Consider the following 24,939-nt stretch of genomic DNA (forward strand, 5'->3'; position numbering starts at 1 on the left):
TGAGTATGGCGATAAGAACTAACAGGCAATGCACCAGATGCATAACACGCTGGATCATATTCGGCACCAGCTCCGCCATAAGGGAAGGTGATTGAACTTACACAACCATCAATGGGTGACAAAGCAACGCCAGTAGCATCCACAAAGTAGATTGTCGACAACGCACTGCCACCTTCTACGGTATTGCCAGAAACCAACTCAGAATGAGGCTGATCCGTGCCATCAGCTTCCACATCCACTAGGTATTGAGGGATCCAATCGCCACGACCTTCATTGTAATGATAATAGGCATTAGCATTGACGACTACAGAACCGAAATCATGCTCTAATTCAACATAAGCAAACCGATTTTCACGTAGTGTCGACCAGCCTTTACGATATAATTGATCGATATAGGGAATCCCAGTCCATTCAGACGTTAAGCGATCCCAATCTGGATTTTGAACAAACTGATCCAAACTAACTCGTTGGTAGTTGTCTTCATGGGCATCATCCCAAGAAAAATATGCGGTTAAATCAGTGTCGCCATAACTGCTTATGATTTTTGCGGCAATGTGATCGCGAGTATTTTCAGCCGATTGATTAACCCAATCGGTATTGCTAGAACTTGAAACACTAAACCACGCATAAGTATCTTTAGCTATTTCGCCGGTTTCATAACGCACAAACATTTTTTGCGCATCGAAATCACCCAATGTGGTACTAAAAATCATTTGTTCTTCAGTGCCAGGCTCAATAGTTACGAAATTTAATGTGCCGCCTAGGGCTTCGTTAGAACGAGATGCTATATCAGATGTACCTTGAGACACTTCAACAGTTGCAAGATTTTCAGTGTCGATATAACGATTCGCTTTAGCGCCACCACCATAGTTGGAATTACCATTGGCAATACCATCGACGGTGATACCAATCTGCTGTTGATCTAGACTTAACTGGAATCCTCGAATAGAAACAGTGGTTGACCAATCATCTGTTCCGAAGGTATCCCCTTCATTAATTAATACACCAGGTAAATTATCGATAACGGACAGAACACTGGTAAGCGAACTTTGCTGCAATAACATCGTCTCCGATGTCTGGTTATTGGCATAAGAAACACTTTTACCGATAACACTGATTTCTTCTATTTCAGCTTCTTGGGTGTTTTCTTGGGCATACGAATGCTGTGCAAATAATGCAGCTGCCACGAGCATTCCAAGACTCGAATAATGAAAAGGTAATTGTTTATTGTTGCGCACCATGGTTCCCTTTTTGTATTTAATTTTCGGGCGCTAGAGTGCTAGGAAGTGATGACAATAGAGTTTAATTTCAGTGACATTTTAAAGAAGGTTTTACTACACAAAATTTACGATACAAAAAATTAGTTACTAAAAAACATAATCTTACATAGATTACCTCAAGTGCTTTTCAGCTCTTATTCATAACTATAAGTATTCAAATGTTGTGTCTTTGTGGATAAACAAGCACATTATGCTTTCTTTTATAAGTTGGGAGAATGTTATGCTTAAATTATATGGGTTTGCCGTTAGCAATTACTTCAATATGGTGAAATTGGCCGCTGATCTAAAAAAAATCGATTACCAAGAAGTGATAACCTACCCAAATCAAACACCAGAATATTTAGCTATATCCCCTACGGGCAAAGTGCCTGCGTTAGAAACGGAACATGGTGTCTTGATTGAAACCAATGTCATTTTAGAATACCTAGATGATAATTATTCTGGCATCAAATTATATCCCGAAGACCCATTTCAGAAAGCCAAAACCAAAGAGCTGATAAAAATGCTTGAGCTTTATATGGAATTGCCTGCAAGGCGTTGTATGGCAGAAGCTTTTTGGGGTGTACCAGGAGAGGATATCACTAAAAAAGAAGTTAAACGTGCACTATTAAACGGCATGCAGTCACTCTCTAGAGTCGCTTCTTTTTCTCCATATATCGCTGGCGACCAGTTTACCGCTGCAGATATTTTCTTTTTGTATTCTGCTGATATAGCGCTGCCAATAGCAACTAAGTTATTTGATATCGACTTATTAGCCGAAGTGCCTGGAGCCAAGGAACTATTAGCCAAATTAAACGAAATGCCAGAAGCAAAAGTGATTGCTCAAGCTAGAGTTGAAGCTATGCCCGCATTTAATGCATACTTGCAAAAAGCCTTTCAGAAATAGGCACACAACCTAGTCTGATCCCTGCCTTAATATTGGAGAACTCAATGAAGAGAACTCGTGTTGCATTAACTGCCTTAGCAGTGGTGTTACTTGGTTATACTGGTGTTCGCATTTTTGTACCAAGCTATTTGGAACAACAAATGAACAAAGTGGAGCCGGTTGACACCATCACGATCAGTCAAGATGCTCAAGCATTTCATAATTCGTTAATAGTAGGCGATTGGCATGCTGATTCACTGCTGTGGAACAGGGATTTGTCTGAGCACGGGCAAACTGGACATGTGGACATTCCGCGTTTGCAGCAAGGTAATGTTGCGTTACAAATGTTTACTACTGTAACCAAATCGCCAGTGGGACTAAATTACGAAGAAAATAACACAGATGCCGCAGACAACATTACTCGATTAGCATTAGTTCAAGGTTGGCCGATGGACACCTGGACTAGCTTAACTGCAAGGGCATTATTTCAAGCTGATAAACTTTTAGAACAAGCGCAAGAGCATGCAAACGATTTTGTTGTGGTCACTTCGCAAACAACACTAGCGACATTTTTAGAAAAGCGTCTACAACATCCTAAGTTGGTTGCTGGGCTTTTGGGAACAGAAGGTTCTCACGCGTTAGATGGAGAGTTGGAGAACATTCAAGTTCTGTACAACAAAGGTTTTCGAATGATGAGCTTGCAACACTTTTTTGACAACAAATTAGGCGGCTCATTGCATGGCACAAGCCAAATGGGCTTAACTGAATTTGGTAAACAGGCTGTCAAAAAAATGCAGCAGTTAGACATTATTGTCGATGTATCCCATTCATCTGAACAAACCGTTAAAGATGTGCTAGCAATTAGCACCTCGCCGCTAGTAGTTAGTCACACAGGCTTCTATGGTCACTGTCAATCAAAACGCAATATTAATGATGGCTTAATGCAACAAATTGCCCAAGCTGGAGGCCTTATTGCTGTTGGTCATTGGGATGGTGCCATATGTAGTACTCAACCAACAGATATAGCAGATGCGATCATTTATGGCATCAACTTGGTTGGCGATGAGCACGTTTCTCTAGGTTCAGATTTTGATGGTGCTGTCACTACGGCATTCGATACCAGCCAGTTGGCACTCATCACTCAGTCCCTTTTAAACAAAGGTGTGTCAAAGGAATCTATAAGCAAGGTCATGGGTGGGAATATGCTGCAATTTTTGCAGACTAATTTACCGGTTAACTAAGCCTGCCCTAAAAGATCCATTTTAAGCGAATGCAGAATGTGACTTTCGTCACTTGTGAAGTATCACCCGCTCGATAATATTGGGATACTAAACATTAAGCAGGCAGTTTATATGGATCTTTCAACACCAATTTTACAAGCTAAAAACCTCAAAAAATCATACGCAGCAATTGAAGCTATTAAAGGCGTTAATTTTAGTATTCAAGGTGCTGGCGTATTTGCCATTTTAGGTCAGAACGGTGCAGGAAAAACATCTCTCATTAAATGTGCGCTAGGTTTAGAAAAAATCTCCTCCGGTGACATGCAAATAATGGGGCATCAACCCGGCTCTATGAATGCTAAACGTCAAACTGGGGTCATTTTACAAGACTCAGACTTGCCAGATTTGCTAACAATTCGCGAGCAAATAACGCTATTTGCAAGCTATTATCCCGCCCCATTTTCAGTACAGCAAACCATTGAAATGTGTGAACTTGAAGGCTTTGCAGATAAGCGTTATAAAAAATTATCTGGCGGTCAAAAAAGGCGTGCGCAGTTTGCCTTAGCCATAGTTGGTAACCCCCAATTAATCTTCTTAGACGAACCCACTACGGGTTTAGACATTGAAGCCAGACGAAATATGTGGGCTATCATTCGGCAGTTTGCCAAACAAGGCAAAAGCATAGTACTCACCACTCATTATCTAGAAGAGGCCGAAAATTTAGCCGACAGAATCATGATTATGAACTCAGGTTTAATAGTGGCTGATGCTTCGCCTAATGAAATCAAAAAGCAAACTAGCGGCTCAATTATTCGCTGTGAAACTCAAATTCCGGCAGATAAGTTGCGTGTTATAACCGGCGTGACTTCCGTTTCGAAATCAGGACGCTTTAGTGAAATTCGCAGTAAAAACGTCAATCTATCACTGTCAGAAATATTGAATTTAGATTCCCAAATTGCTGACCTTACCGTTAGCCAACCCAAATTAGAAGACGTGTTCAGTCACCTTAGCCAAGGAGATAAATTATGAACAGGATAGTCGCCTCTTTTGTATTGGAAACCGGTGCCGAATTGCTAAAAGCCTTTCGCGCACCTGAATTCATCTTTCCCACATTAGGGATGCCAGTGGCATTTTATACATTATTTGCCATCCTAATTCCCGGCAGTAATAGTTCGCCAGGTTATTTACTAGCCACTTACGGCGTATTTGCCGTTATGGGACCTGCAATATTTGGATTTGGAATTAGTGTGGCAAACGAGCGGGATAAAGGCTGGTTAGATCTGAAATTAGCAGCGCCTAGCCAAGGCTTCAGTTACATAGGTGCGAAGATCTGTAGCACCCTTTTGTTTTCAAGTATGTCATTGGCAATCATGTATATAATCGCCGGTTTCGGGGCGGCTGTAGCGTTGCCTCAAAGTACCTGGGCATTGATGTTAATTACCCACATTGTTGCCACTTTGCCATTTATCTTAATCGGTTTAATTGTTGGCTTTGTTTGCAATGGTAATGCGTCCGTAGCGGTTTCCAATATCATTTTTCTAGCTTTTGCGGCGTTAGGGGGATTATGGGTCCCAATCATGCTATTCCCACCAGGCATGCAAACTTTTGCACACTTATTACCCACCTATCATCTGAGCGAAATTGCATTGCATATTATAGGTGCCCCAGGGGAACGAGATTTGCTCTACAACATGCTAGCAATTTTAATCATGAGCGCGGTACTGTTAGCGATAACCGCATTGGCTTGGTCTAAACAACGTAATCACTAGAACAAATGAGGGAATAATTTAATGATTAAATATATTTTTGCAGTGGTCACAGCCCTAGTAGTTAGCATTTTAGTTCTTTTAGTTTTTATTTTACCCACTCCTACGAGCTTAGCCGATGCGACAAAAGTGGGAACGGCAAGTCAATCGCACAACACAATACTGCTAAAAACCTAAGCGTTTTTGATGACCACATGCTAATTGAATACACTAACATATTAATGAAAGACTAAGGGTGACAATACAAAGGAAGCGGCTGGCTTAAAACGTTGTGGTGAAAGCCTCCTGCAAATAACGAAGCGGTGAAAGGCACACTGCTATATCCAACTATTGCTCGGTTTGTTTTAACAAGGCTTCCAACTTTTCGGTCTTTTCTCTCGCGCTTTCAAGTAGCTGTTGTTCCTCGATTTTTCTTTTTTCTGCGGCTAGTGAGATTAGGTCTTTTTCAGATTGCGCCATTTCCAGCTCAGCACGGTTTTCCAATGAGCTGAGTGTCTGTTCGATTTCAGTGTGTGAATCGGTTATTAACTTTTTTTCAGCTTCAAGCTCAATAACCTGGTCACCCTTTTGTTGTTCCATAAGCAAACTCTCTGGACTTTTTGACTGCTCAGTCTCTGACGAATTAGGGCTACAAGCCGCTATCGTTATAAATGACAGTATGAAGAGCATATTTATACGCATGTCTAGTTCCTAACATTACAATTACATTGGAGCTGGGTTATTATCATATGATGTTTATTGAGGGTAATGAAGCCTAGGTTGTAATGCAAACCACCAAAACGTGCCATTTTAAAATTATTGCTTTGCTGGCAGCTCTTCCTGCTACCTATGTTTTAGCAGACGTATTACAACCCTCGACTATAACCTTAGTAGATACTCAATATAATAGTACCACTTGGGCGGCCAGTAATTTACAGGACGGTGATTCAAACACTCACTGGTTATCTAGCAAATTAAGCAACAACATTAATTTCCAACTCAACGACAGCAACGAAGCATACTGTGTAGAAGAATTTGAATTAACCAATTATGGTAAAGATTCAAGTTCACTAAAACAATTTATGTTACTCACCACTTCAGACAGCTCTTTAAGTGCCGACTCTGGTACTGATGGATGGCGTCCAATCGTAGCTGAGCAAAACCCCACTGCAAAAATTGATTATTTGAGTTGGGCGCAAGGGGCTCGATTGGTATCGGTGGACAGTGAATACAATAGCACAACCTATGGTGCGAAAAACCTTAACGACGGCAGCAACAAATCAAGATGGTTGTCGAAAAAATCGAATAACACCATTGAGTTTAATTTTGATACCGACTGGAATGGCAACGCTGGAAATTCAATCCCCATCAGTGAAATACAAATTACAAACTACGGTAACGATGATCGCTCAGTAAAAGAATTCCAAATTGAAGTTACCACTGATGGTGTAACTTGGAACAAACTTGAAGTCCCCGGCTCAGTCGCGGGTGATGACGACTATATTTACTCCAGGACACATAATGGTGGTGTATTAGGCACTGTTGATAGCGAATACAACGCCACTACCTGGGCTGCTGAGAATATGCAGGATGGCGATGACAACTCACTTTGGTTAAGTCGCAAAAATAATAACACTATCGAATTTTCTTTTGACCCAAATAGTAATGGTACAACTGGAGCCGAAGGAGATACTGATGATATCTTTACCTTTAGTAAATTTAACCTAAGAAACTATGGAGCGCACACTCGTTCAGTACAACAGTTTCAAATTGCAGTGCAAACTCTGAGTGACCCAAGTTGGCAAAAAATTTATGTGCCGGGCTCAGCTATTGGTGATAACGATTTTAATTTTGCTATGTCCCATAATGGCGGTACTTTGGTCGAGATCGATAGCGAATTGAATTCCACCTCTTGGGGTGCTGACAATATTCACGATGGTGACGCAAATAGTAGATGGCTAAGCTCGAATGGAAATAACACCCTAGCCTTCCAATTTGACGTTGACGAAGATGGCTTAATGGGTACGGCAACAGACTATTTCACCCTCGAAAGCTTCCGATTACGAAACTATGGAAATGACGATCGGTCAATTAAGCAGTTTCAAGTTTCAGTCAAAACCGCCTCAAATCCAACATGGCAAAAAATAGCGGTACCTGGTTCCACAAGTGGCGAAGCAAATTATAACTTCGCTTTGTCCTTTCAAGGCGGCACCTTAACTAGTATCGACAGCGAGCTTAATTCCACGTCATGGGCTGCGAAAAATATTCATGACGGTGACGATAACTCGTTTTGGTTAAGTAATAAAAGTAACAATTTCTTTGAATTTCAATTTGATGCTGATGGGGACGGCTCACTCGCCACTGCCGCGGATCAATTTACCTTACAAAGTTTTTATTTGAAAAACTATGGAAACGATGACCGCGCTATCAACGAGTTCCAAGTAGCGGTTAAGACATCAGCAAATCCAAACTGGCAAAAACTCAGTGTGCCAGGCTCTGTCATTGGCGAACCTGACTATAATTTTGCTTTAGCGCAACAAGGTGGGACCTTAGTCAATATTGATAGCCAATATAACGCCACCTCCTATGCAGCTGCAAATCTACATGACGGCGACTTAAACTCATCTTGGTTAAGTAGTAAAAGTAACAATACCTTGGACTTCCAATTTGATCTCGATGATGACGGTAATTTATCAGGAGCCGGGGACAGATTTAAACTTGAAAGCTTCAATTTAGTTAACTACGGCAATAACGATATTTCAATTAAGTACTTTCAAATTGAAGTTAAAACCCTTTCTAATCCAGATTGGATAAAAATTCCTGTCGCTGGCTCAGTGGCCAACGAACCAAATCACAATTTCTCATTGAGCTATCACGGTGGTAGCTTAACTACTCTAGATAGTGAGTATAACTCTACCTCTTACGCCGCCAAAAATTTACACGATGGTGACCAAAGCAATCAATGGTTGTCCTCCAAACAAAATAATACCTTAGCCTTTACTTTTGACACCGATAATGACGGTACCAATGGAGATCCGATTAATTTCGATACTTTCTCTCTGGTTAATTACGGTAACAATATATCAGTACAGACCTTTGAACTTGATATTCAAATTTCAAACGGTCCATGGCAAACCATCAATGCCCCAGACGGCGGGACGACTTTTACCGCCAACATGGATAATGATTTGCAAACTTGGTCTGTCGGCGCTTATAACAATGTCACAGCTACACGCATACGTACCTTAAGTAATTACGGACACTCTACCTTCACGGGCGCCAGAGAATTAACCTTTTCAGGTGATTCAGTTGGACCTACCTATACTTATACTGCCGCTAAAAATGACGACGGTGAAAGCTTCAGCATAGATCCAGCTTATCAGTTTGAAAATATAACGGATGTGCGCTTACGCACAATCTCCAACTATGGTCATTCTAGTTATATTGGCGCGAAAGAATTTAAACTTTTAGGGCCATCGGTTAGTGAAAGTAAGACGTTTAAAGCAGCAATGCATAGCAATGGTGAATTGTTCAGCCTAGATAGTGAAGACATCCCCGTTAACGTCACAGATGTGAAGCTCATCACTATTAGTAATCACGGCGATCCATCCTATATCGGTGCTCGTGAATTTGAGCTGCTGGGATTGTCAGTAGCCCAAAGCAAAACCTTCACAGCGGCTATGAACGATAGTCTTCAGACTTTTACTCTAGACCCTGCCGATGTGCCAACTGATGTAACCGATGTGAAACTAGTAACCATTAGTAATCACGGTGACAATACCTACATTGGGGCCAGAGAATTTGAACTACTTGGCCCATCAATTACCAGAACGAAAATTTTTACCGCGGCCATGCATTCAAACGGAGAAACTTTTCAGTTAGATGAAGATGACATTCCTGAGGAAGTCACTGCAGTCAAGTTAATAACCATCAACAATCACGGTGATACATCTTACATCGGGCTACGTGAATTTGAAGTAATCGGGGAATCGGTTACTCCATCAACCACCTTTAGTGTGCCAATGTCAGCAGCACCATATGACATAGTATTGGATGAGGAAGATGAAGTTACAGATGTAATAGGAGCACGTTTAGTAACCATTAAAAATCACGGTGACCCAAGTTATACAGGTATCGCTGATTTTAAATTACTGGGCACAGCAATTACCCCAAGCTACATATTTACTGCTGAAAATACGACTTTATTACAGAGTTATGATTTTGATCCTATCACCACCAATATTCTGCGTTTCCGTAGCTTGAACAATTATGGAAGCTCATCTTACGTAAGGGCCACTGATTTTAAATTAAATGAAGGGGTCTGCAAAAACGCGCAGTGGCGGATGGATGAAACCAGCTGGAATGGTACGGCAAACGAAGTAAAAGATAGCACTAACAGTGGTTACGACGCAGTTTCAGTGGGTTACGGGGTGGGTACTGATCCAACTACATCTGCGATGAGCCCCGCCCTTGAGGGCGATCCAGGTTCATGTGGGTATGGAGAATTCGATGGCGTTGATGATTATATTGTTAGTGCAAATGGAGACAGTTTAGACGAGTTAACAGCCATGACGTTATCAGCGTGGATTAAAGCCAGTAGTTTTAATCAAACCAATGGCACGGATTCACGGGGGGTGTTTTCAAAAGGACCTGATGGTGTTGACGGCGTTTCTTATGGTGCTTTTTTTACCAACTCTGGCGGCAACCGACTGTATGTAGACATAGATGGGGCGAATGACAGATTTCAATCGAACACCAGTTTTGTGGTTGATACTTGGTATCATATTGCTATTGTTTTCGATGGTACCCAAGACGAATCAGAAAGAGTAAAACTATATGTTAATGGTACTCTTGACGGTACTTTTTCTGAGTCCAGTAGCCTAATTCCTAATACTTCCGGGGATTTTTATATTGGTAATTTATATTCATCGGCAAATCAGAAAAGCGTTTTCCATGGGGCCATTGATGAGGTAAACCTGAGGCCGACGGCTTTGAATGCGGCAGAAGTATCTAGCCTTATGGGCACAACCCGCTCTTGTACTGTGCCACTACATCATATCCAAATTGAACATGATGGAGATGGTTTAACCTGCAGCGCTGAACCTGTTACGCTCAAAGCCTGTGCCAATCTAGACTGTACAGATTTAGTCCCCATAGACGTCAATGTAACCCTGTCAGCCACGGGAAGTCCGTCTACATGGAGTAATAATCCAATCACTATTCCCAGTGGTGAAACTGTCAGTGTCGAGTTTAACCATACAACCGCAGAAACAATCACCCTATCAGCCGAAACAGATGTTCCAGCAATGAGTGATCTAGAGTGTATACCTGATTGTGATATTGTTTTTTCCAGCGGTGGTTACCTGCTTAGCTTAGAAGATCACACTGCATGCAGCACCACAAACTTAACAATTCAAGCGGTTAAGGTCGGTGACAGTAGTACCAGTTGTGCGGCTGCGGAAAATGGCGATTTATCCCTAGATCTAGTTTTCAATTATGCAAATCCAACCACTGGAACCAAGGTACCCACTTTAGATTCCACCGCCATGGCTGCCGCCTCAGTTACTCAGAATAGAATCATCAATTTTGATGAATCCGGAACGGCAGTATTAAGTTTTGAATACCAAGACGCCGGTAAAATTAGCATTGAAGTAAATGACGCAAGTGGCAACGGGTTGGCTTCTTCAACAGTAACAACGGTAGTTAGCCCGGCTAAATTAATTGTTGCCAGCCCTGATGCTAATGCAGAATGTACAACAAACGATGCTAGCTGCAATGTATTTAAAAAAGCCGGTGAAGACTTTAATTTATCAGTCGCCGCTGCATGTAGTGACGGTACCATTACACCCAACTTTGAATTGAAGAATATTCCCCTTACAGTAGATACTGTTGCACCGTTAACGGGTAACTCGGTGAGTTTAGGGGTGGCAAACATCAGTATTGATACAGCCGACAACGGCGTAAAATTAGAAACAAATCAAAGTGTTTCAGAAGTAGGTGTATTTACTATAACGGCAACACCGCCAGTTAATGGTTATTTTGGTAAAACTATTGATGTCGCAACAAGTGAAAGTATCGGTAGGTTTACCCCAGCGTATTTTGACTTAGAGACAGTATTTGATGGATTTCTGTCTGGAGGCGATCCTTTTGTCTATACTGGACAGATGAACATTGCAAGCCCTGCTTCAGGTCAAATTAGCTACGCGACTGAACCTGAATTCACCATAACGGCCAAATCTTTAGATGGGCATACAACGTTAAACTATACCGGTGATTTCGTAAATTTAGATGAGTCCAATATTGTTAGAGTCAGTCCCACCGAAGATTCAAGCCAAATTGGTGCCGATGCCACTACTAATGTCTCTTTGAGCGCAAATCTAAAATCGCCGACGATAACCGAAATGAATGGGGTAATTAGTTACCAATTTAACTCAACCGATAATTTTATTTATGAGCGTAATGCCAACGCGTTAGTTGAACCATTTACAAGTAACCTAAGTTTGAAGGTTACATCGGTTATAGATGCAGATGGAATTGCGGCAAACGATTCAGATGGAAATGCTGCCAACGGGGTACTTGAATTGCTACCATTCGGCGAAGAAGTGCGTTTTGGTCGATGGGTTTTGAAGAATAACTACGGCCCAGAAACCACTTCATTGAATATCCCGATGCAAATCGAGTATTGGGATGGAAGTCGTTTTGTTATCAGTAGCGAAGATAATTTCACTCGCTTCGACGCAGCAACCGACGTCAACATAACCGATATAAGTCTAGCTCCAGGCACTACTAGCGCGTCAGGCGCAGGTACGTTCGAGTCGGGACGTGCAGAATTCCTCCTTTCTCCACCTGGAGTTAATAACCAAGGTGATGTGCAAATTGAGTTTGAAGTCCCAACTTGGTTACAATTTGATTGGAGCGATATCGACTCTAACTATGACGGCCCATATACTGAGAATCCGTCCTCGGTAGCGACTTTTGGCATATTTCATGGCAACGATCGAATGATTCATTGGCGCGAAAAATCAAATTGATGATTTGTGCATTTTAACCAGTGCACACCTTGATTTAAAATTTTGAGTAGCCTGCAAAATAAGCAGGCTCATAACACCAGTGAAAATATGCCTGTCTATCCTTCACCATCTTTCATTTACGTCTAATTGGCAATTTTTAGCTTTGCTGATATGCCATTTTCAGCCAATCAATCAGTTCTTCATCTACTTGATTTATATCAGTGATTTTAATCCGATGAGACACCATCGAATTGAAACTACCAGAAGCTTCCAATCGCCCCTGAGGCTCGACATTTTTAAGATTAAGACCAAGGTCAACACGGGTTTTAGTGGAAGGTTGAATGAGTGCAAATTGCTTATTGCGCCGCAAGCTAATATAAGACTTTTTTGGCGCTATTTGCATTTCACTCAAACTATCGAGAGCTTTAATAATAGTTGAGTATATTATTTTCAAATGTTGCTTAGAGCCACTATATTGCGTCTCTATTAAGTCTGTTTCGTTTGACGGAGTTGCATTACGATTGAGATAGTCATGGGCGATTAAATTAGCAAAACCGTGGGTCACAGCGAACTCAGTTTTCAACATTTTAACTATTTGACCATGCTTTTCATACTGTCCTTTGGTGATGATTTCAAACCAGCTGTTCATGGCCTTTCCGGTTTTCTGCTCCACGTTGTTGCGCATGGTTTGCGCCATTTCTTCTGGAGTTGCCATAACTATTCTCCCAATTGTGATTATCTGTTTATTAACGAGTCATTATCATTAACCATTTAGAGCGGCCAATGCTCACTTTTACATTTACTTGGCACAGTAAAAGACAAAGCGCCAATCATGAATAGCATAAGTTGATACTTAAATGGCGGTTTGCCATGCTCAACGACACCTTTTAAAGTGTTTAAAATAAACGGGACACCTTGCTCCATGTATTTTGCAGTTTTCGTTGCAACCGGCATATCTTCATTAATAAGGGTAAATTCAGTTCCCCCGTCCACTTCCTTCAACTTATAAGTCACCTTGCAATAAGGATCGTCTAAACTGGTAAATTTAAAGGAATGGGAGTAGGTATAGGGAGGATCGAATTCCAGCACTTCCCCTACTACCGAGGTATATTTACCATTTTTACCAGTGCGCATTCTTATAGCTGCACCCTGTTCAAGCCCAGGGGTGTCCAAACGAGCATTAAAAAACTGAGCTTGTAGACCGTCTGTTTTAGTTAGTTGTTGCCAGACTTTATCTATTGGCGCCGCAATAAAAATTTTATGAACACTTTTTGTCTTGTTCTGGCTCATTTTCATCATCCTGCAATTGTTGTTCGATTTGGTTTTTAAAGCCGGTTAAACGGGATGCCATAAAACGACTATATTCATCCGTCCAGCGATCATAAATTTGTTGAATGGGTATGACGTTAAAATAATGGTGTTTAGATGTACCAATCTTTTCAGTAACTAACAAATTGGCCTGTTCTAGTATTTTTAAGTGTTTCATTATCGCCACCCTGCTCATAGCGAACTGACGACTAATATCATTCACCAGACAAGCGGGATTATTCTTCACAAAATCAAGAATTTGACGTCGAGTTTTATTTGCAAGCGCGCTGAAAGTATTGTCCATAACCATTATGTAACCATTAAGTTACATATAAAATAGCGGATATGTTTTCCAAACGCAAGTTTTACAAAAAGTGACAATGTGAATAGCGAAAGAGGAAATAACTTTTGGCTAAAACTCATTAGGTTGTGGTACGCACATAGATACACACATAGCATCCATAAAAATGTCAGTTCTCGCTAATGGTAATGGAGTTATGAGTCTAGGTTTCTGATCAGACTTTAAATAATTCACTTGAAAATAAGAATGATTATCAATAAGATTGAAGCGTTAGATTAACAAACACGGTTTGAACACTATGTCCGCTGCTCGTATTTTAATCATTGAAGATGATATGACACTAAGTGACCAAATCGCTAGGTTGCTCGAAGAAAAAGGTTTCGCTACTGAACAATGCCTCGATGGCAAAAAAGGCATGTTAACCGCCATTCACAGAAGTTTCGATCTCATTTTGTTAGATGTACTGCTTCCTTCGCTTAATGGTTTTTCAGTTTTAAATCAATTAAGAAAAGTAAAACAAACACCGGTTATGATGATAACCGCCTGCGGAGCTGAACAAGAGCGCATCGAAGGCTATCGTAAAGGTGCTGACGATTATCTGCCAAAACCATTTAATTTCACCGAAATGATGCTCCGTGTAGAAGCGTTGTTGCGGCGTAGCCATTTGCAATCAGAGCGAGCCAATCAATCAACCCAACTCAAGGTTGACGAGTTGTATCTGGATCGAAATAAACAGCAGGTTATATTCGCTAACGAGCACGTCGAATTGACCCCCATCCAATTTAGATTGCTTTGGATTTTACTCGAGAACCAAAACGAAGTGATGAGTAAAGCTTATTTATATCAAAGCGTTTTATATCGAGCTTTTAGTCGATACGACAGAAGTTTAGATATGCATGTTAGTCGAATTCGCAAAAAATTAGTCGATGCTGGTATGTCACCTGAACGTCTTGCCACCATTCATGGCAAGGGCTATCGGTTTATATGAGAAACCCTCTGTTTTGGCGTCTTTGCGCTATCATCGCTGTGGGTACTGTTTTGCTGTTTTTAGCGATTTCCTGGTTAACAAACCATACCGAAACGAGTATGAGCTTTATTGCTAAAGAACATCAACAACAATTACTAGAATACGGTAAGCATGCTGAGCAGATTTTACAGCAACAAGGGGAAGTAGCTCTTGCTCAGTGGTTAAAAGAACTACAGCAAAAAGAAAATACTTGGGCTGCTGTAGTAACTTCTAAGATTACTCCTTTTGCGGATAGCAAACTTTCAAATACATTTGTCGATCGGTTTCAACTAGGTAGAAGCGTTGAATGGAAGGTTCATTTGTACTTTCAAGAGAACCCAACTATTGAAGTGCCTTTTTCTGACTCATCAACTCACTTTTTAATTCGACTTCCGCAAAGAATGCGCCCTGGAGCATTGCTTACTTATGCAAAAGTTTTACTGCAAATCGCCCTGCCCTTAATTTTGTTATGTATTCTAAGTTTTGTTCTTTACCAGCATGTAATGGCACCGTTGCGAAGGCTAGAAAATGCCACTAAAGCGTTCAGTGAAGGGAATCTTGATGCCAGAATAAATATATCTGAACTGCACCGAAATGATGAATTGACAAGGCTTGCAGGTACCTTTGACCAAATGGCTGAAAGAATAAGCCAACTCATCAATAATCAACGACAACTTCTTGCTGACTTATCCCACGAATTGCGCACACCACTCACAAGGATTGATATGGCAGTGGACTTCGTCGAACAGCAAATCAATCCACAGCAAGCCATCGAACGCCTGCGCTATGAAGCCAGTACAATGCGCAATTTAGTCGAAGATACGCTGACTCTAGCATGGCTCAATACCGAATCTCCGCGATTAGATTCAGATGACTTTGACTTAGTGGAGTTAATTCAAGTCATTTGTGATGACGCGCGTTTTGAATATCCCAACAGAAAACTAATCACTCAGCTTCCTGACAAAGGACTCATTACCAAAAGTAGTCAGCTAGCGTTAGGACAAGCGATTGAAAATATCATTCGCAACGGTTTACGCCATACGCCAGAAGAAAGCGAAGTTGAAGTGTCCCTGACACAAACTCTGAGCGGATTTAAATTAATGATTAAGGATCAAGGTCCCGGAGTCCCAGAAGAAATGCTATCTGACATATTCAAACCTTTCTTCCGTGTTGATAAAGCTAGAGCCACAAATTCAATATTGAATGATACGAACACAAATCGAGGATTCGGACTTGGCTTAGCTTTAGCGTACCGACAAATTGCAGCTGTAGGTGGCTGTATTACCGCAGTCAACCATTATTCTGAAAGTGGCAGGCTCAGTGGCTTACAAATAATAATCACCCTACCGAATTAGTCTAATACACCAATGCGGCCAATTATTTACCAATTAGTCGCCGCCACGCGAGTACAATCCCTGTGTAAACCAAAATACAAGCGAGCAATGACGCTACACCTGCTATTGTCTGACCAATAAATCCAAAGTATTCACCAGTATGCAAGAAGCGAGCAGTCCCCCAAGCTTGGCCGCCACTGGACCAGTCCTCTTTTCTCAGTATCTTTGATATATCACCATTTCGCGTATCAAAATACAACGAATAAGCGAGTTCCTGTCTATGACCTATGGACTTGTCGATATAAAAACGCGCCTCATGTTCACTATCGCCTATTTCCATCCACATAGAATACCAATCCTGATAACCATTATCTAAGGCATGCTGTTTTGCTTTTGTGAACAAGTCCTCATAAAGCACCTCGTCGGCCGCTAAACTTGTTACTTCAGGATGTTGTTCTCGTTGCGGCACACTTTCACCAAACGCACCATATAATGCGGTATTGGCCCAAGAGAAATGAAATATAGTGGCAGTAGAGGAAATCACCAACAAAACCGGTAAACACCAAATTCCAAATACGAAATGCCATTGACGATTACGATGATGATGGTTTCGATAACCTTTGGGCAATAGCAAATTTTGTTTAACTAATTTCCAATTAAATCGTTTTGGCAACCATAAATACAATCCACTGAGGAGTAAAAAAATAAATACTAAATTGGCATACGCGGTGATATTTTTACCAATTACTTTGGCCTCGCCTACTAGTGACAAATAGCGATGAAAGTCGGTGACCAAATGAAAAAACTCGGTAACACTACCCTCACCATGGCGTAATACTTCACCAGTATATGGGTGTAACAAGTAACTATTTTTACCCGCCCAGACTGGAATTGCCGCGCCTTCTCGATTTACCCAACGTACATAAATATGGGGCTCATCAGGTTTTAACCTTTGTACAGCAGCTACGGCTTGATCAGTAGTGATGCGCGCTATGCTGACATTAGGTTGTACAGCATAAGACATTTCACTTAGTTCTTTCAGTTGCCTTTCGTATGTTAATAGCACACCACTAAAAGACATGAAGAATACAAAAATACCAGCCACTAAACCTAAGCTCAAGTGGGTCCAAAAGACCCACCTCTTAAAGGATTTTAAAAACATCTCGACTTATCAACAATTAAGTTAAAAATCGTAAGATATTGATATTCTTATATCTCTACCGGCTTCATAAGGGCCAATAACGGTTGCGAAGACCTCGCTATAATCACCTACACTTGAATGATCAATATACTGCTCATTAAATAAGTTAGTGACCGCAACATTGAGTATAAGACTATTATTGAGTTGCCAATTTGCATACATATCTACAGTGGTATAACTGGGTTTGTTAAGTCGGTAAAGGGAATCTGTCCAACCTAAATCTACTGCTTGATGCAGCGTATCTATGTCTATTGACTCAACTTTAGTCACACTGAAGCCAACTGAGGCATCGGTATTGATATCGTAATCTAAACCAGCTACCCAAGTATTGCCTCGACTATTTCCTAAACCAACAAATTCATAGCCATTGAGATCGATAGAAGAATAACTCTCACTATATATACCATCTCTAGGTTCAAGTTCGGTTTGTGTATGGGAAAACCCTAGAAACAAGTCAAATGAATTCCAACGATAGGCCAAATCGAACTCGACACCGCTGCTTTCTAAGGTACCAATATTATTAAATACTGAATTTCCTTCATAACCTTCGAAAATAACATCATCTAATGACGAATCATATACACTGAATTTGGCATTCAGGTTAGTGGAGCTATATTCCACTGAGGCTTCCAAATTTTCTACCGTTTCAGGAACTAAGTCCTCGGCAACGACTGGAATATCTGAGCCATCATATAAGTAACCGTCAATGGTAAATCCATCCCCGATTTGCTTACCTCTAGCGGCTTGCGCATAGCCTAAGCCAAGAGTCCAAGATTCGGTCAACTCATAAGCTAGACCAATATTAAAGCTCACTTCTGAATCATCTAAAGAAGAGGCGCTTTCAGTTATCGGAGTACCGTAATATTCGTCCAATAATATTTTTTGCTGAAAGTCATAATCGTCATATCGCACACCATAACTCAGCAACAATTGCGCGGTAAGATCACTGTAGCCTTGGGCATAAATACCCAAAACACTGCCTTCCTCGGCATTTTCGGTAGCTCCTTGAGCTGGGCCACTAGTGACTTCATCACTTCGATAATCAACACCATAAACAAATTTGTGTTTGCCTGTTTCACTGGTATTGCGAAGATCAAAACCATAAGTATCAATATCCGCTAACCAATCAAATCGCCCCCCACGAAAGGATGACTTAGTTTGGAAGGCTGTCGCTTCTAGATAGATAAATTCATTGTGTGCAAAGCGATAATTAGCAACGTAAGTGTCGCGCTGAGCTTCGCTAGGGTAAAGTGCTGCGCCTTCTAAAACAGCCCAGTTTGGACGAGCTGAAAACTCACCTTCTTCATCACGTTGTTCAACACTCAAGGATAAAAAGTGATTTTCTGCAATTTCGCCACTGGCTTTTAAAAACAGCATGTCTTGATCGGCAGCCGTGCCATAAATTTCATTACCATCACCATCTTCCATATTATCCCGGTCAATCGTACTGTAATAACCGAGTAACCCCCAACTATCACTAAGTTTGCCATAGAGACTCCCGCTAAAACGTCTACCATCGTTGGAAAAATAGTTAGCTTTAATTCGGCCACCAAAGTTTTCATCTTCTGCTAATAAATCGTGTGCATCTTTGGTCTTAAATCGAATAGAACCGCCAATAGCGCCTGGGCCGCTAGTTGCTTCTCCCGCACCGGCTTGCACGTCGATTTGTTGAAGCAAATCAGGATCAATAGTTACTCGACCAATGTGGTGGAACAAGGTTGAGGTTTGTTGAGCACCATCAACAGTGACATTTAAAAACGCATCTTCTAAGCCTCGGATATAAATTTTTTGTGCCACACCAACTGCCCCCCCCACGCTAATTGAGGGTGAGTAACGAAATATATCGGCAAGATCGTTTGCTTGATACTGCTCAATTTCTTCCGCCGTAATACTCAAATTAGTGGCCGCCCCTACCACTGAAATTTTTTCTATAGATGAATTGTCTTTGTCTGTTTGAATTTGAGCATGAGACATCGTACTTGTTAATGTGCAAACGGCGCTCAGCAACGCTAGTGTTTTCAAAAAAAGCTCCTTTGGAATTTGATAAATTACAGTTCAATATTAATGAGAACTATTATCATTAGCTTTTATGAAAAATAATAGCGATTTTACATTTGTTACATTCTGCAGATGATTTCAAAGTTGGTTAAAGTCGGCATTAGTCGAGGGGATAGGTATATGCAAACTAGCTTATTTAGCAAGCTCAATAACCTTATAAAGAATTCTATGCAAATAGCGCCTTTTAGGAACGATTTGCTATTCAATAAGTAAGTTGCGTAACAAGTTTAAACGGTGCATGTTTAACATCGTTATAAGGGTTAGGTAGCATAATAGCCCAGTAATCAATTTTATTAGCTTAGGGGTTAATAGCTACAAAGGATATCTCCCCATCACTTGGATTATATGATTTCGCCTACCATGCAATTTTTGATTGTATGAAATAATAACAAAAGGAGGCGTGACGGGACCACGCATTTGACCTTGAATATAAAAATGCTCCCGAACATTTCTGTCCAGGAGCATTTAATTAGAGATTACTTTGGCTCGGTAATTGATACATCTACGCGAGCAATACATAGCAGCTTATAACCGAGTTGAATATACCTTAGAACTGGTGCACTAAACTGGTCTTAAACTTTTTGCGAATGTTATTTCGCAAAACGCTTACGCATGCTCATACCCATTAAGCCAATGCCGAACAGCAAGATAGTTGCTGGAACTGGAACGGTAGTTGGATCGTCATCTCCAGGAATATCTACAGTACCCACTGTATCACCGAAAACATAAGAATAATTAAGAGTTGCTGAGTCCCCTGCATTCAAGTCTCCAATCATAAAGCCAAGCCCGATACCATTATCCCCTGAAGAGTCGAAACCAAATGCTATTGGTGCAAAATCACCACCGAGTAAATAATCGGCAGGGTTGATTTGTGAACAACACGCACCCTCTATACCTGTATTATGTTCATAATCACTATCAGTAAACATACCGATAGTTAGACCGCTTATAACGCCAGAGGCACTGATGAAATCAGTTTGCGCCAATTCGCCAGCATCATCATAATCGCCATCATTATTTAAGTCCAACCCACGCTCATTGTTTGTGCTTGCCGAACCGCCAGAATAGTTATCTGGATCAGGGTCAATTGCTCTTGAAAATGCAAGATTAGTCATGTCATTAATAGCGGTAATCGTGGTCGTAATATTCAGGTTTTCATCGGTATCATCAAAGAAAAAGTCATGAACAATATCGAAGAAACCATTATCGGCAGTACCCGTCCAGCGAACATGGTTGTCAAATGCGCCACCACCTAGGTCAGTAATAGATACTTGGCTTACCGAATCCCCGCTAGAGTTTCTATTACCTACAGTACCGAATTGGTCAGACGATATACCAAAGCCTTCAAACGGGATCCCCGGGCGAAGATAATCTCCTCGGGCAGTATCAAAAGTTCCTGTTCCTGTTGGATCGTGGATAAGTCCAGGTACGTCGCTTTCATTCCCTAAGGTGCCATCATCTGACACTTGGGTCCAGAGGAAATTGCCTTGCATAAAAATAGGAGCGGCCGTTGCAGCCGATGCACCTAACATCGCACTTAATGTAATGCTTGCTAATGCCAGCTTTTTTGTTTTAATCATTGTTTGATTTCCTTTTTAATTTTGACAGTAATGCTTCAATCCTACCGAAGCTTCCGATGCTCACATCAATTTCGCACCTAGTTTAACTACAAGCATAGTTTAGACCAGCTCATTTTTTATACTGAAATTTCAATAATTTATTAATACCTAGATAAAAATAATTACCTCCCATAAAGGGAAATATGTAAAAAAAATTGACAAAATTTGTTTAATGAAAAAATATTTGCGACATCCAGATAACTATTAATAAGACAGAGTAAAATCACCATCACGGGTGGAGAAATGGATTTACTCTACTCGTCAGCAAATACCGGTCATCATAGCGCAAGGTTATGATTTAACTCAGGTTGCATATATTTTCTAATGCTTTTTGGCACTGATATTTCCAGCTCATGACTTGTCCCACAAATTCTATCTTTACAATAATTGAAGCCAATCTTGTCAACTATCAATAAGCCAGAAGCTAGGTATTCTATTCATGAAAAAAAGTACCAATATCAATTACAAATCTATAATGCCAACTACCCTATTCGTGATTCATTTCAGAGGAAAGATATGACTAATATTGTAATCAAAACACGCATCACAGATATGCTCGGTATTGAAAAACCTATCATACAAGCGGCGATGGGGTGGATAGCACGCTCACAGTTATCATCAGCGGTTTCAAATGCAGGCGGTATGGGCATTATTGAGACGAGTTCAGGTGAATTGGATGCCATTCGAGAAGAAATTTTAAAAATGCGCGACCTGACAGATAAACCCTTTGGAGTGAACATTGCTCAAGCGTTTGTGCGCGACCCGAATATTCTCGACTTTATTATTGATCAAGGCATTAAATTTGTTACCACATCTGCTGGCGATCCTACCAAATACACAAATAAACTCAAAGAGGCTGGCTTAACCGTGTTTCACGTTGTTCCAAATTTGAAGGGTGCATTAAAAGCAATAGAAGCTGGAGTCGATGGGCTTATTGTAGAAGGTGGTGAAGGGGGTGGTTTCAAAAACGCTGACGACGTTTCTAGCATGGTATTGATACCGCAAGTTTGTGAAGCGGTAAACGTGCCTATAGTCGCTGCTGGCGGCATTATGGACGGTCGTAGTATGGCAGCCGCCTTTGCACTTGGTGCTGACGGCGTTCTTATGGGTACTCGCATCTTAAGTGCAACAGAAAGTCCAGTTCATCAAAACTGGAAAGATGCGATTATTGCCGCTGACTCAACTGACACACTGTTTTTAAACCGCAAAGGTCCAGGACCAGCGTTAAGAGCACTGCGCACCAAACGCTCAACTCGGATTTTAGAGGAAGGTTCACCAAGTATTTTCAGCGAATTCCAAGACACACAAGCGGTATACTTTGGTGGCGATCTAGAGGCAGGAATCGCCTTAACAGGACAAGTTGCAGGGCGCATTAAAGAAACAAAATCGATTAAACAAATATTCGATGAAACTCTTGCTGAGTTTGGTGAAGTCACAGGCCGTTTAGCTGCTTTAGTAAAAAGCAATTAAAACATAAAAGAGGGTAATCATTGTTAACGGGGTCAGCACGCATAATTTAAAAAGCCGCAGTCCCCGTAGGCTTCTATAAAACAACAAGTTACTCACATTGATTAGCTGATAAAGCGGCTCATCCGCACTAAATAAGCATATTGATAAACACAACAACAATCTCCACCGTTACTCAGCTTGCTAGCTTGTCATGTTCTATCTTTGATGACCCGTGGCACTGGTTCGATTTCAACCTAAAACGAAAAAGCCCCGCATTTTCATGCAGGGCTCTTGGAATAAATGGTGCCTCGACCCGGGATCGAGACGCTCGCGCAGCAGCGGGACACGACCCGTTGCACTGGTTCATTTCAACCTAAAACGAAAAAGCCCCGCATTTTTATGCAGGGCTCTTGGAATAAATGGTGCCTCGACCCGGGATCGAGACGCACGCGCAGCAGCGGGACACGAGCCGTGGCGCTGGTTCGATTTGAATCCCAAAACGAAAAAGCCCCGAACATTTCTGTTCAGGGCTCTTGAAATAAATGGTGCCTCGACCCGGGATCGAGACGCATGCGCAGCAGCGGGACACGACCCGTGGCACTGGTTCATTTCAACATAAAACGAAAAAGCCCCGCATTTTTATGCAGGGCTCTTGGAATAAATGGTGCCTCGACCCGGGATCGAGACGCACGCACAGCAGCGGGACACGAGCCGTGGCGCTGGTTCGATTTCAACCTAAAACGAAAAAGCCCCGCATTTTCATGCAGGGCTCTTGGAATAAATGGTGCCTCGACCCGGGATCGAGACGCACGCGCAGCAGCGGGACACGACCCGTGGCACTGGTTCGATTTCAACCTAAAACGAAAAAGCCCCGCATTTTCATGCAGGGCTCTTGGAATAAATGGTGCCTCGACCCGGGATCGAACCAGGGACACGCGGATTTTCAATCCGCTGCTCTACCAACTGAGCTATCGAGGCACTGACTTTTGGTCAAATCACAACACTAAAAAGTATACTTGGTAGCGCCGTGGGTGCGTATTAAACGGATTCTTGGCTATCAAGTCAACCGATTTTTAATAAATTTTTAGTTTTAAGCGCTGTTTGTTCGAAAACTCAGCAAATCGACTTCTATTTAAGCATTATTTTAGATTACTTTACGCAGAAGGTGGAACGTATCCTTCGATATCTGGCTCTTTGCCTTCGAACAAATACCCAACCATTTGCTCTTCTAAAAACTTTCTCGCTTCGGGTTGCATCATATTGAGTTTATTTTCATTAATCAGCATGGTTTGTTTCTTTTGCCAGTCTGCCCAAGCTTCTTTGCAAATATTGTCATAAATCTTTTTGCCTAATTCCCCCGGATATAGTTGAAAGTCCAGTCCATCGGCATCTTTTTGTAGTTTTTGACAAAAAACCGTTCTGCTCATAATCAATGTATCCCAAATGTTCTATTAAAGATTTTTGCGTAGTGTACTAAAAAGTTTAATGGTTGGCGCTGCTAATCCTACTTTTGGCGGTGAATTTAAATCATACCAAAGGGTTTCTTGTTCTTCGACTCTCAAAGTGGGTGGTTTTTTGAGGTGCATCAATAGCGGTTTGATGTCTAGATGGAAGTGGCTAAAAGTGTGTCGGAATTGAGCGAGTTGTTCAATTTGGATATCACCTAAGGCTAAACTTTGTGCTTTGGATTCGGCGTCTTGCAAAGTGTCAGCTTCATATAAACCAAATAGGCCTCCCCAAATACCTGAACTTGGTCGTTTATACACAAGTACTTGATCTCGCCAAACAGGTAGCAACATTACCGTGGTTCGCACTGGAGTGGTTTTTTTAGGCTTTTTAGTGGGCAGTTCAGCTTGTGTACCTTGGGCAAACGCCAAACAAGTGGTTTGCACAGGGCAAGCATCACAATTAGGTTTAGACCGTGTACATAGAGTCGCACCTAAATCCATAATAGCTTGTGTATACAATCCTGTATCTTTGGCTGGGGTAAGGTCATCAGCGTACTCCCATAATTGTTGTTCAATGGCCTTGCTCCCTGGCCACCCATGGATTCCAAAATAACGGGTAAGAACACGCTTAACGTTGCCATCTAAAATACTCACATGTTTGCCATTGGCGATGGACAATACAGCACCGGCAGTGGAACGCCCTATACCCGATAACGCTACCATTCCCTCGAGTGTCTCAGGAAATACGCCGGCGTTAAGGTCACGTAATGTTTGCGCTGCTTTATGCAGGTTTCTGGCTCTAGCGTAATATCCTAATCCAGTCCAAAGATGCAGCACATCATCAATAGGCGCGTTGGCTAAAGCAATCACATCGGGGAAGCGTTGCATAAAGCGCTGATAAAAAGGAATCACGGTTTTAACCTGAGTTTGCTGCAACATAATTTCTGACACCCAAACTCGATAGGGGGTCTTCTGCTGCTGCCACGGCAGATCTTTTCTACCATTTTGATGGTACCAGTTCAGTAATTTTTGACTAAACGTCGAGTCAGTAGTTGGACTTTGCATAATACCTTGAATTGATTTTGCGGTTTTAAC

19 protein-coding genes and 1 tRNA gene are annotated in these 24,939 nt (G+C 41.5%); 9 read left to right on the plus strand and 11 right to left on the minus strand.

Annotated elements, in window-relative coordinates; genetic code table 11:
• On the minus strand, positions 1–1,193 hold a 1,193-nt coding region (locus tag ABWV72_RS08335), incomplete at its 3' end, for a TonB-dependent receptor plug domain-containing protein (protein WP_353370158.1).
• 307 nt (positions 1,194–1,500) lie between these two features.
• Between ABWV72_RS08335 and ABWV72_RS08340 the strand changes: the two genes are divergently transcribed.
• From ABWV72_RS08340 to ABWV72_RS08360, 5 genes are all read left to right on the plus strand, one after another.
• Entirely contained in the window at positions 1,501–2,166 is a 666-nt protein-coding gene (locus ABWV72_RS08340) for a glutathione S-transferase family protein (protein ID WP_342806642.1), read from the plus strand.
• Positions 2,167–2,210: 44 nt separating this feature from the next.
• Complete coding sequence (locus ABWV72_RS08345; RefSeq protein WP_342806640.1) at positions 2,211–3,386, plus strand: dipeptidase; 1,176 nt, start codon at positions 2,211–2,213, stop codon at positions 3,384–3,386.
• A gap of 111 nt (positions 3,387–3,497) precedes the next feature.
• A complete protein-coding gene (locus ABWV72_RS08350) occupies positions 3,498–4,394 on the plus strand; it encodes an ATP-binding cassette domain-containing protein (RefSeq protein WP_342806638.1) in 897 nt (298 codons plus the stop codon).
• Positions 4,391–5,134 carry an ABC transporter permease gene (locus tag ABWV72_RS08355; RefSeq protein WP_342806635.1) on the plus strand — a complete coding sequence of 248 codons (744 nt, stop codon included), beginning with the start codon at positions 4,391–4,393 and terminating at the stop codon, positions 5,132–5,134. The genes ABWV72_RS08350 and ABWV72_RS08355 overlap by 4 nt, the downstream gene beginning before the upstream one ends.
• A gap of 21 nt (positions 5,135–5,155) precedes the next feature.
• Positions 5,156–5,308, plus strand: coding sequence for a hypothetical protein (locus ABWV72_RS08360; RefSeq protein ID WP_342806633.1), 153 nt, complete (start codon positions 5,156–5,158; stop codon positions 5,306–5,308).
• 150 nt (positions 5,309–5,458) lie between these two features.
• On the opposite strand, the gene ABWV72_RS08365 is transcribed toward ABWV72_RS08360, so the two are convergent.
• Positions 5,459–5,710 (minus strand): hypothetical protein, encoded by a 252-nt coding sequence (locus ABWV72_RS08365; protein WP_353369927.1) that lies wholly within the window; start codon positions 5,708–5,710, stop codon positions 5,459–5,461.
• A gap of 185 nt (positions 5,711–5,895) precedes the next feature.
• On the opposite strand from ABWV72_RS08365, the gene ABWV72_RS08370 reads away from it, so the two are divergent.
• Entirely contained in the window at positions 5,896–12,141 is a 6,246-nt protein-coding gene (locus ABWV72_RS08370; protein WP_353369929.1) for a LamG-like jellyroll fold domain-containing protein, read from the plus strand.
• A gap of 136 nt (positions 12,142–12,277) precedes the next feature.
• Here ABWV72_RS08370 and ABWV72_RS08375 read toward each other — a convergent pair whose 3' ends face one another.
• Genes ABWV72_RS08375 through ABWV72_RS08385 form a run of 3 tightly spaced genes read right to left on the minus strand, consistent with a single transcriptional unit; the run spans position 12,278 to position 13,732 of the window.
• Positions 12,278–12,835, minus strand: a complete 558-nt coding sequence (locus tag ABWV72_RS08375) for a DUF5655 domain-containing protein (protein ID WP_353369931.1) — start codon at positions 12,833–12,835, stop codon at positions 12,278–12,280.
• Between the two features lie 56 nt (positions 12,836–12,891).
• Positions 12,892–13,410 (minus strand): SRPBCC domain-containing protein, encoded by a 519-nt coding sequence (locus tag ABWV72_RS08380; protein WP_353369933.1) that lies wholly within the window; start codon positions 13,408–13,410, stop codon positions 12,892–12,894.
• Complete coding sequence (locus ABWV72_RS08385; protein WP_216047960.1) at positions 13,379–13,732, minus strand: ArsR/SmtB family transcription factor; 354 nt, start codon at positions 13,730–13,732, stop codon at positions 13,379–13,381. The genes ABWV72_RS08380 and ABWV72_RS08385 overlap by 32 nt, the downstream gene beginning before the upstream one ends.
• Positions 13,733–14,027: 295 nt before the next feature.
• Here ABWV72_RS08385 and ABWV72_RS08390 point away from each other — a divergent pair, with 295 nt between their 5' ends.
• Both ABWV72_RS08390 and ABWV72_RS08395 read left to right on the plus strand, forming a co-directional pair.
• Positions 14,028–14,717: a response regulator transcription factor gene (locus ABWV72_RS08390; protein WP_353369936.1), complete on the plus strand. Its 690-nt coding sequence runs from the start codon at positions 14,028–14,030 to the stop codon at positions 14,715–14,717.
• A complete protein-coding gene (locus ABWV72_RS08395; RefSeq protein WP_353369938.1) occupies positions 14,714–16,090 on the plus strand; it encodes a histidine kinase sensor domain-containing protein in 1,377 nt (458 codons plus the stop codon). The genes ABWV72_RS08390 and ABWV72_RS08395 overlap by 4 nt, the downstream gene beginning before the upstream one ends.
• 22 nt (positions 16,091–16,112) lie before the next feature.
• On the opposite strand, the gene ABWV72_RS08400 is transcribed toward ABWV72_RS08395, so the two are convergent.
• The 3 genes from ABWV72_RS08400 to ABWV72_RS08410 form a co-directional block, all read right to left on the minus strand.
• The gene (locus ABWV72_RS08400; protein WP_353369940.1) at positions 16,113–17,231 is read right to left on the minus strand and encodes a PepSY-associated TM helix domain-containing protein; all 1,119 of its coding nucleotides are present in this window, start codon (positions 17,229–17,231) and stop codon (positions 16,113–16,115) included.
• A 21-nt stretch (positions 17,232–17,252) separates the two neighbouring features.
• Positions 17,253–19,244, minus strand: coding sequence for a TonB-dependent receptor domain-containing protein (locus tag ABWV72_RS08405; RefSeq protein WP_502902134.1), 1,992 nt, complete (start codon positions 19,242–19,244; stop codon positions 17,253–17,255).
• Between the two features lie 674 nt (positions 19,245–19,918).
• Positions 19,919–20,908 carry a PEP-CTERM sorting domain-containing protein gene (locus ABWV72_RS08410; RefSeq protein ID WP_353369944.1) on the minus strand — a complete coding sequence of 330 codons (990 nt, stop codon included), beginning with the start codon at positions 20,906–20,908 and terminating at the stop codon, positions 19,919–19,921.
• A 555-nt stretch (positions 20,909–21,463) separates the two neighbouring features.
• Between ABWV72_RS08410 and ABWV72_RS08415 the strand changes: the two genes are divergently transcribed.
• Positions 21,464–22,417 (plus strand): NAD(P)H-dependent flavin oxidoreductase, encoded by a 954-nt coding sequence (locus ABWV72_RS08415; protein ID WP_353369946.1) that lies wholly within the window; start codon positions 21,464–21,466, stop codon positions 22,415–22,417.
• A gap of 881 nt (positions 22,418–23,298) precedes the next feature.
• Here the strand turns inward: ABWV72_RS08415 and ABWV72_RS08420 are convergent.
• The 3 genes from ABWV72_RS08420 to mutY form a co-directional block, all read right to left on the minus strand.
• Positions 23,299–23,374, minus strand: a tRNA-Phe gene (locus ABWV72_RS08420).
• 176 nt (positions 23,375–23,550) lie between these two features.
• On the minus strand, positions 23,551–23,823 hold the full coding sequence (locus ABWV72_RS08425) for an oxidative damage protection protein (protein ID WP_216050449.1): 273 nt from the start codon (positions 23,821–23,823) through the stop codon (positions 23,551–23,553).
• 24 nt (positions 23,824–23,847) lie between these two features.
• Complete coding sequence (mutY, locus tag ABWV72_RS08430) at positions 23,848–24,909, minus strand: A/G-specific adenine glycosylase (protein ID WP_353369949.1); 1,062 nt, start codon at positions 24,907–24,909, stop codon at positions 23,848–23,850.
• Positions 24,910–24,939 lie beyond the last annotated feature (30 nt).

This window comes from Aliiglaciecola sp. NS0011-25 (genome assembly GCF_040370605.1).
Classification (GTDB): domain Bacteria; phylum Pseudomonadota; class Gammaproteobacteria; order Enterobacterales; family Alteromonadaceae; genus Aliiglaciecola; species Aliiglaciecola lipolytica_A.

Excerpts from the sequence above, each read along its gene's own strand:
- ABWV72_RS08400 (WP_353369940.1), bottom strand. The coding sequence starts at position 17,231 with ATGTTTTTAAAATCCTTTAAGAGGTGGGTCTTTTGGACCCACTTGAGC.
- ABWV72_RS08385 (WP_216047960.1), bottom strand. The coding sequence starts at position 13,732 with ATGGACAATACTTTCAGCGCGCTTGCAAATAAAACTCGACGTCAAATT.
- ABWV72_RS08405 (WP_502902134.1), bottom strand. The coding sequence starts at position 19,244 with ATGTCTCATGCTCAAATTCAAACAGACAAAGACAATTCATCTATAGAA.
- ABWV72_RS08350 (WP_342806638.1), top strand. The coding sequence starts at position 3,498 with ATGGATCTTTCAACACCAATTTTACAAGCTAAAAACCTCAAAAAATCA.
- ABWV72_RS08425 (WP_216050449.1), bottom strand. The coding sequence starts at position 23,823 with ATGAGCAGAACGGTTTTTTGTCAAAAACTACAAAAAGATGCCGATGGA.
- ABWV72_RS08380 (WP_353369933.1), bottom strand. The coding sequence starts at position 13,410 with ATGAGCCAGAACAAGACAAAAAGTGTTCATAAAATTTTTATTGCGGCG.
- mutY (WP_353369949.1), bottom strand. The coding sequence starts at position 24,909 with ATGCAAAGTCCAACTACTGACTCGACGTTTAGTCAAAAATTACTGAAC.
- ABWV72_RS08355 (WP_342806635.1), top strand. The coding sequence starts at position 4,391 with ATGAACAGGATAGTCGCCTCTTTTGTATTGGAAACCGGTGCCGAATTG.
- ABWV72_RS08345 (WP_342806640.1), top strand. The coding sequence starts at position 2,211 with ATGAAGAGAACTCGTGTTGCATTAACTGCCTTAGCAGTGGTGTTACTT.
- ABWV72_RS08410 (WP_353369944.1), bottom strand. The coding sequence starts at position 20,908 with ATGATTAAAACAAAAAAGCTGGCATTAGCAAGCATTACATTAAGTGCG.
- ABWV72_RS08370 (WP_353369929.1), top strand. The coding sequence starts at position 5,896 with ATGCAAACCACCAAAACGTGCCATTTTAAAATTATTGCTTTGCTGGCA.
- ABWV72_RS08395 (WP_353369938.1), top strand. The coding sequence starts at position 14,714 with ATGAGAAACCCTCTGTTTTGGCGTCTTTGCGCTATCATCGCTGTGGGT.
- ABWV72_RS08390 (WP_353369936.1), top strand. The coding sequence starts at position 14,028 with ATGTCCGCTGCTCGTATTTTAATCATTGAAGATGATATGACACTAAGT.
- ABWV72_RS08360 (WP_342806633.1), top strand. The coding sequence starts at position 5,156 with ATGATTAAATATATTTTTGCAGTGGTCACAGCCCTAGTAGTTAGCATT.
- ABWV72_RS08375 (WP_353369931.1), bottom strand. The coding sequence starts at position 12,835 with ATGGCAACTCCAGAAGAAATGGCGCAAACCATGCGCAACAACGTGGAG.
- ABWV72_RS08365 (WP_353369927.1), bottom strand. The coding sequence starts at position 5,710 with ATGGAACAACAAAAGGGTGACCAGGTTATTGAGCTTGAAGCTGAAAAA.
- ABWV72_RS08415 (WP_353369946.1), top strand. The coding sequence starts at position 21,464 with ATGACTAATATTGTAATCAAAACACGCATCACAGATATGCTCGGTATT.
- ABWV72_RS08340 (WP_342806642.1), top strand. The coding sequence starts at position 1,501 with ATGCTTAAATTATATGGGTTTGCCGTTAGCAATTACTTCAATATGGTG.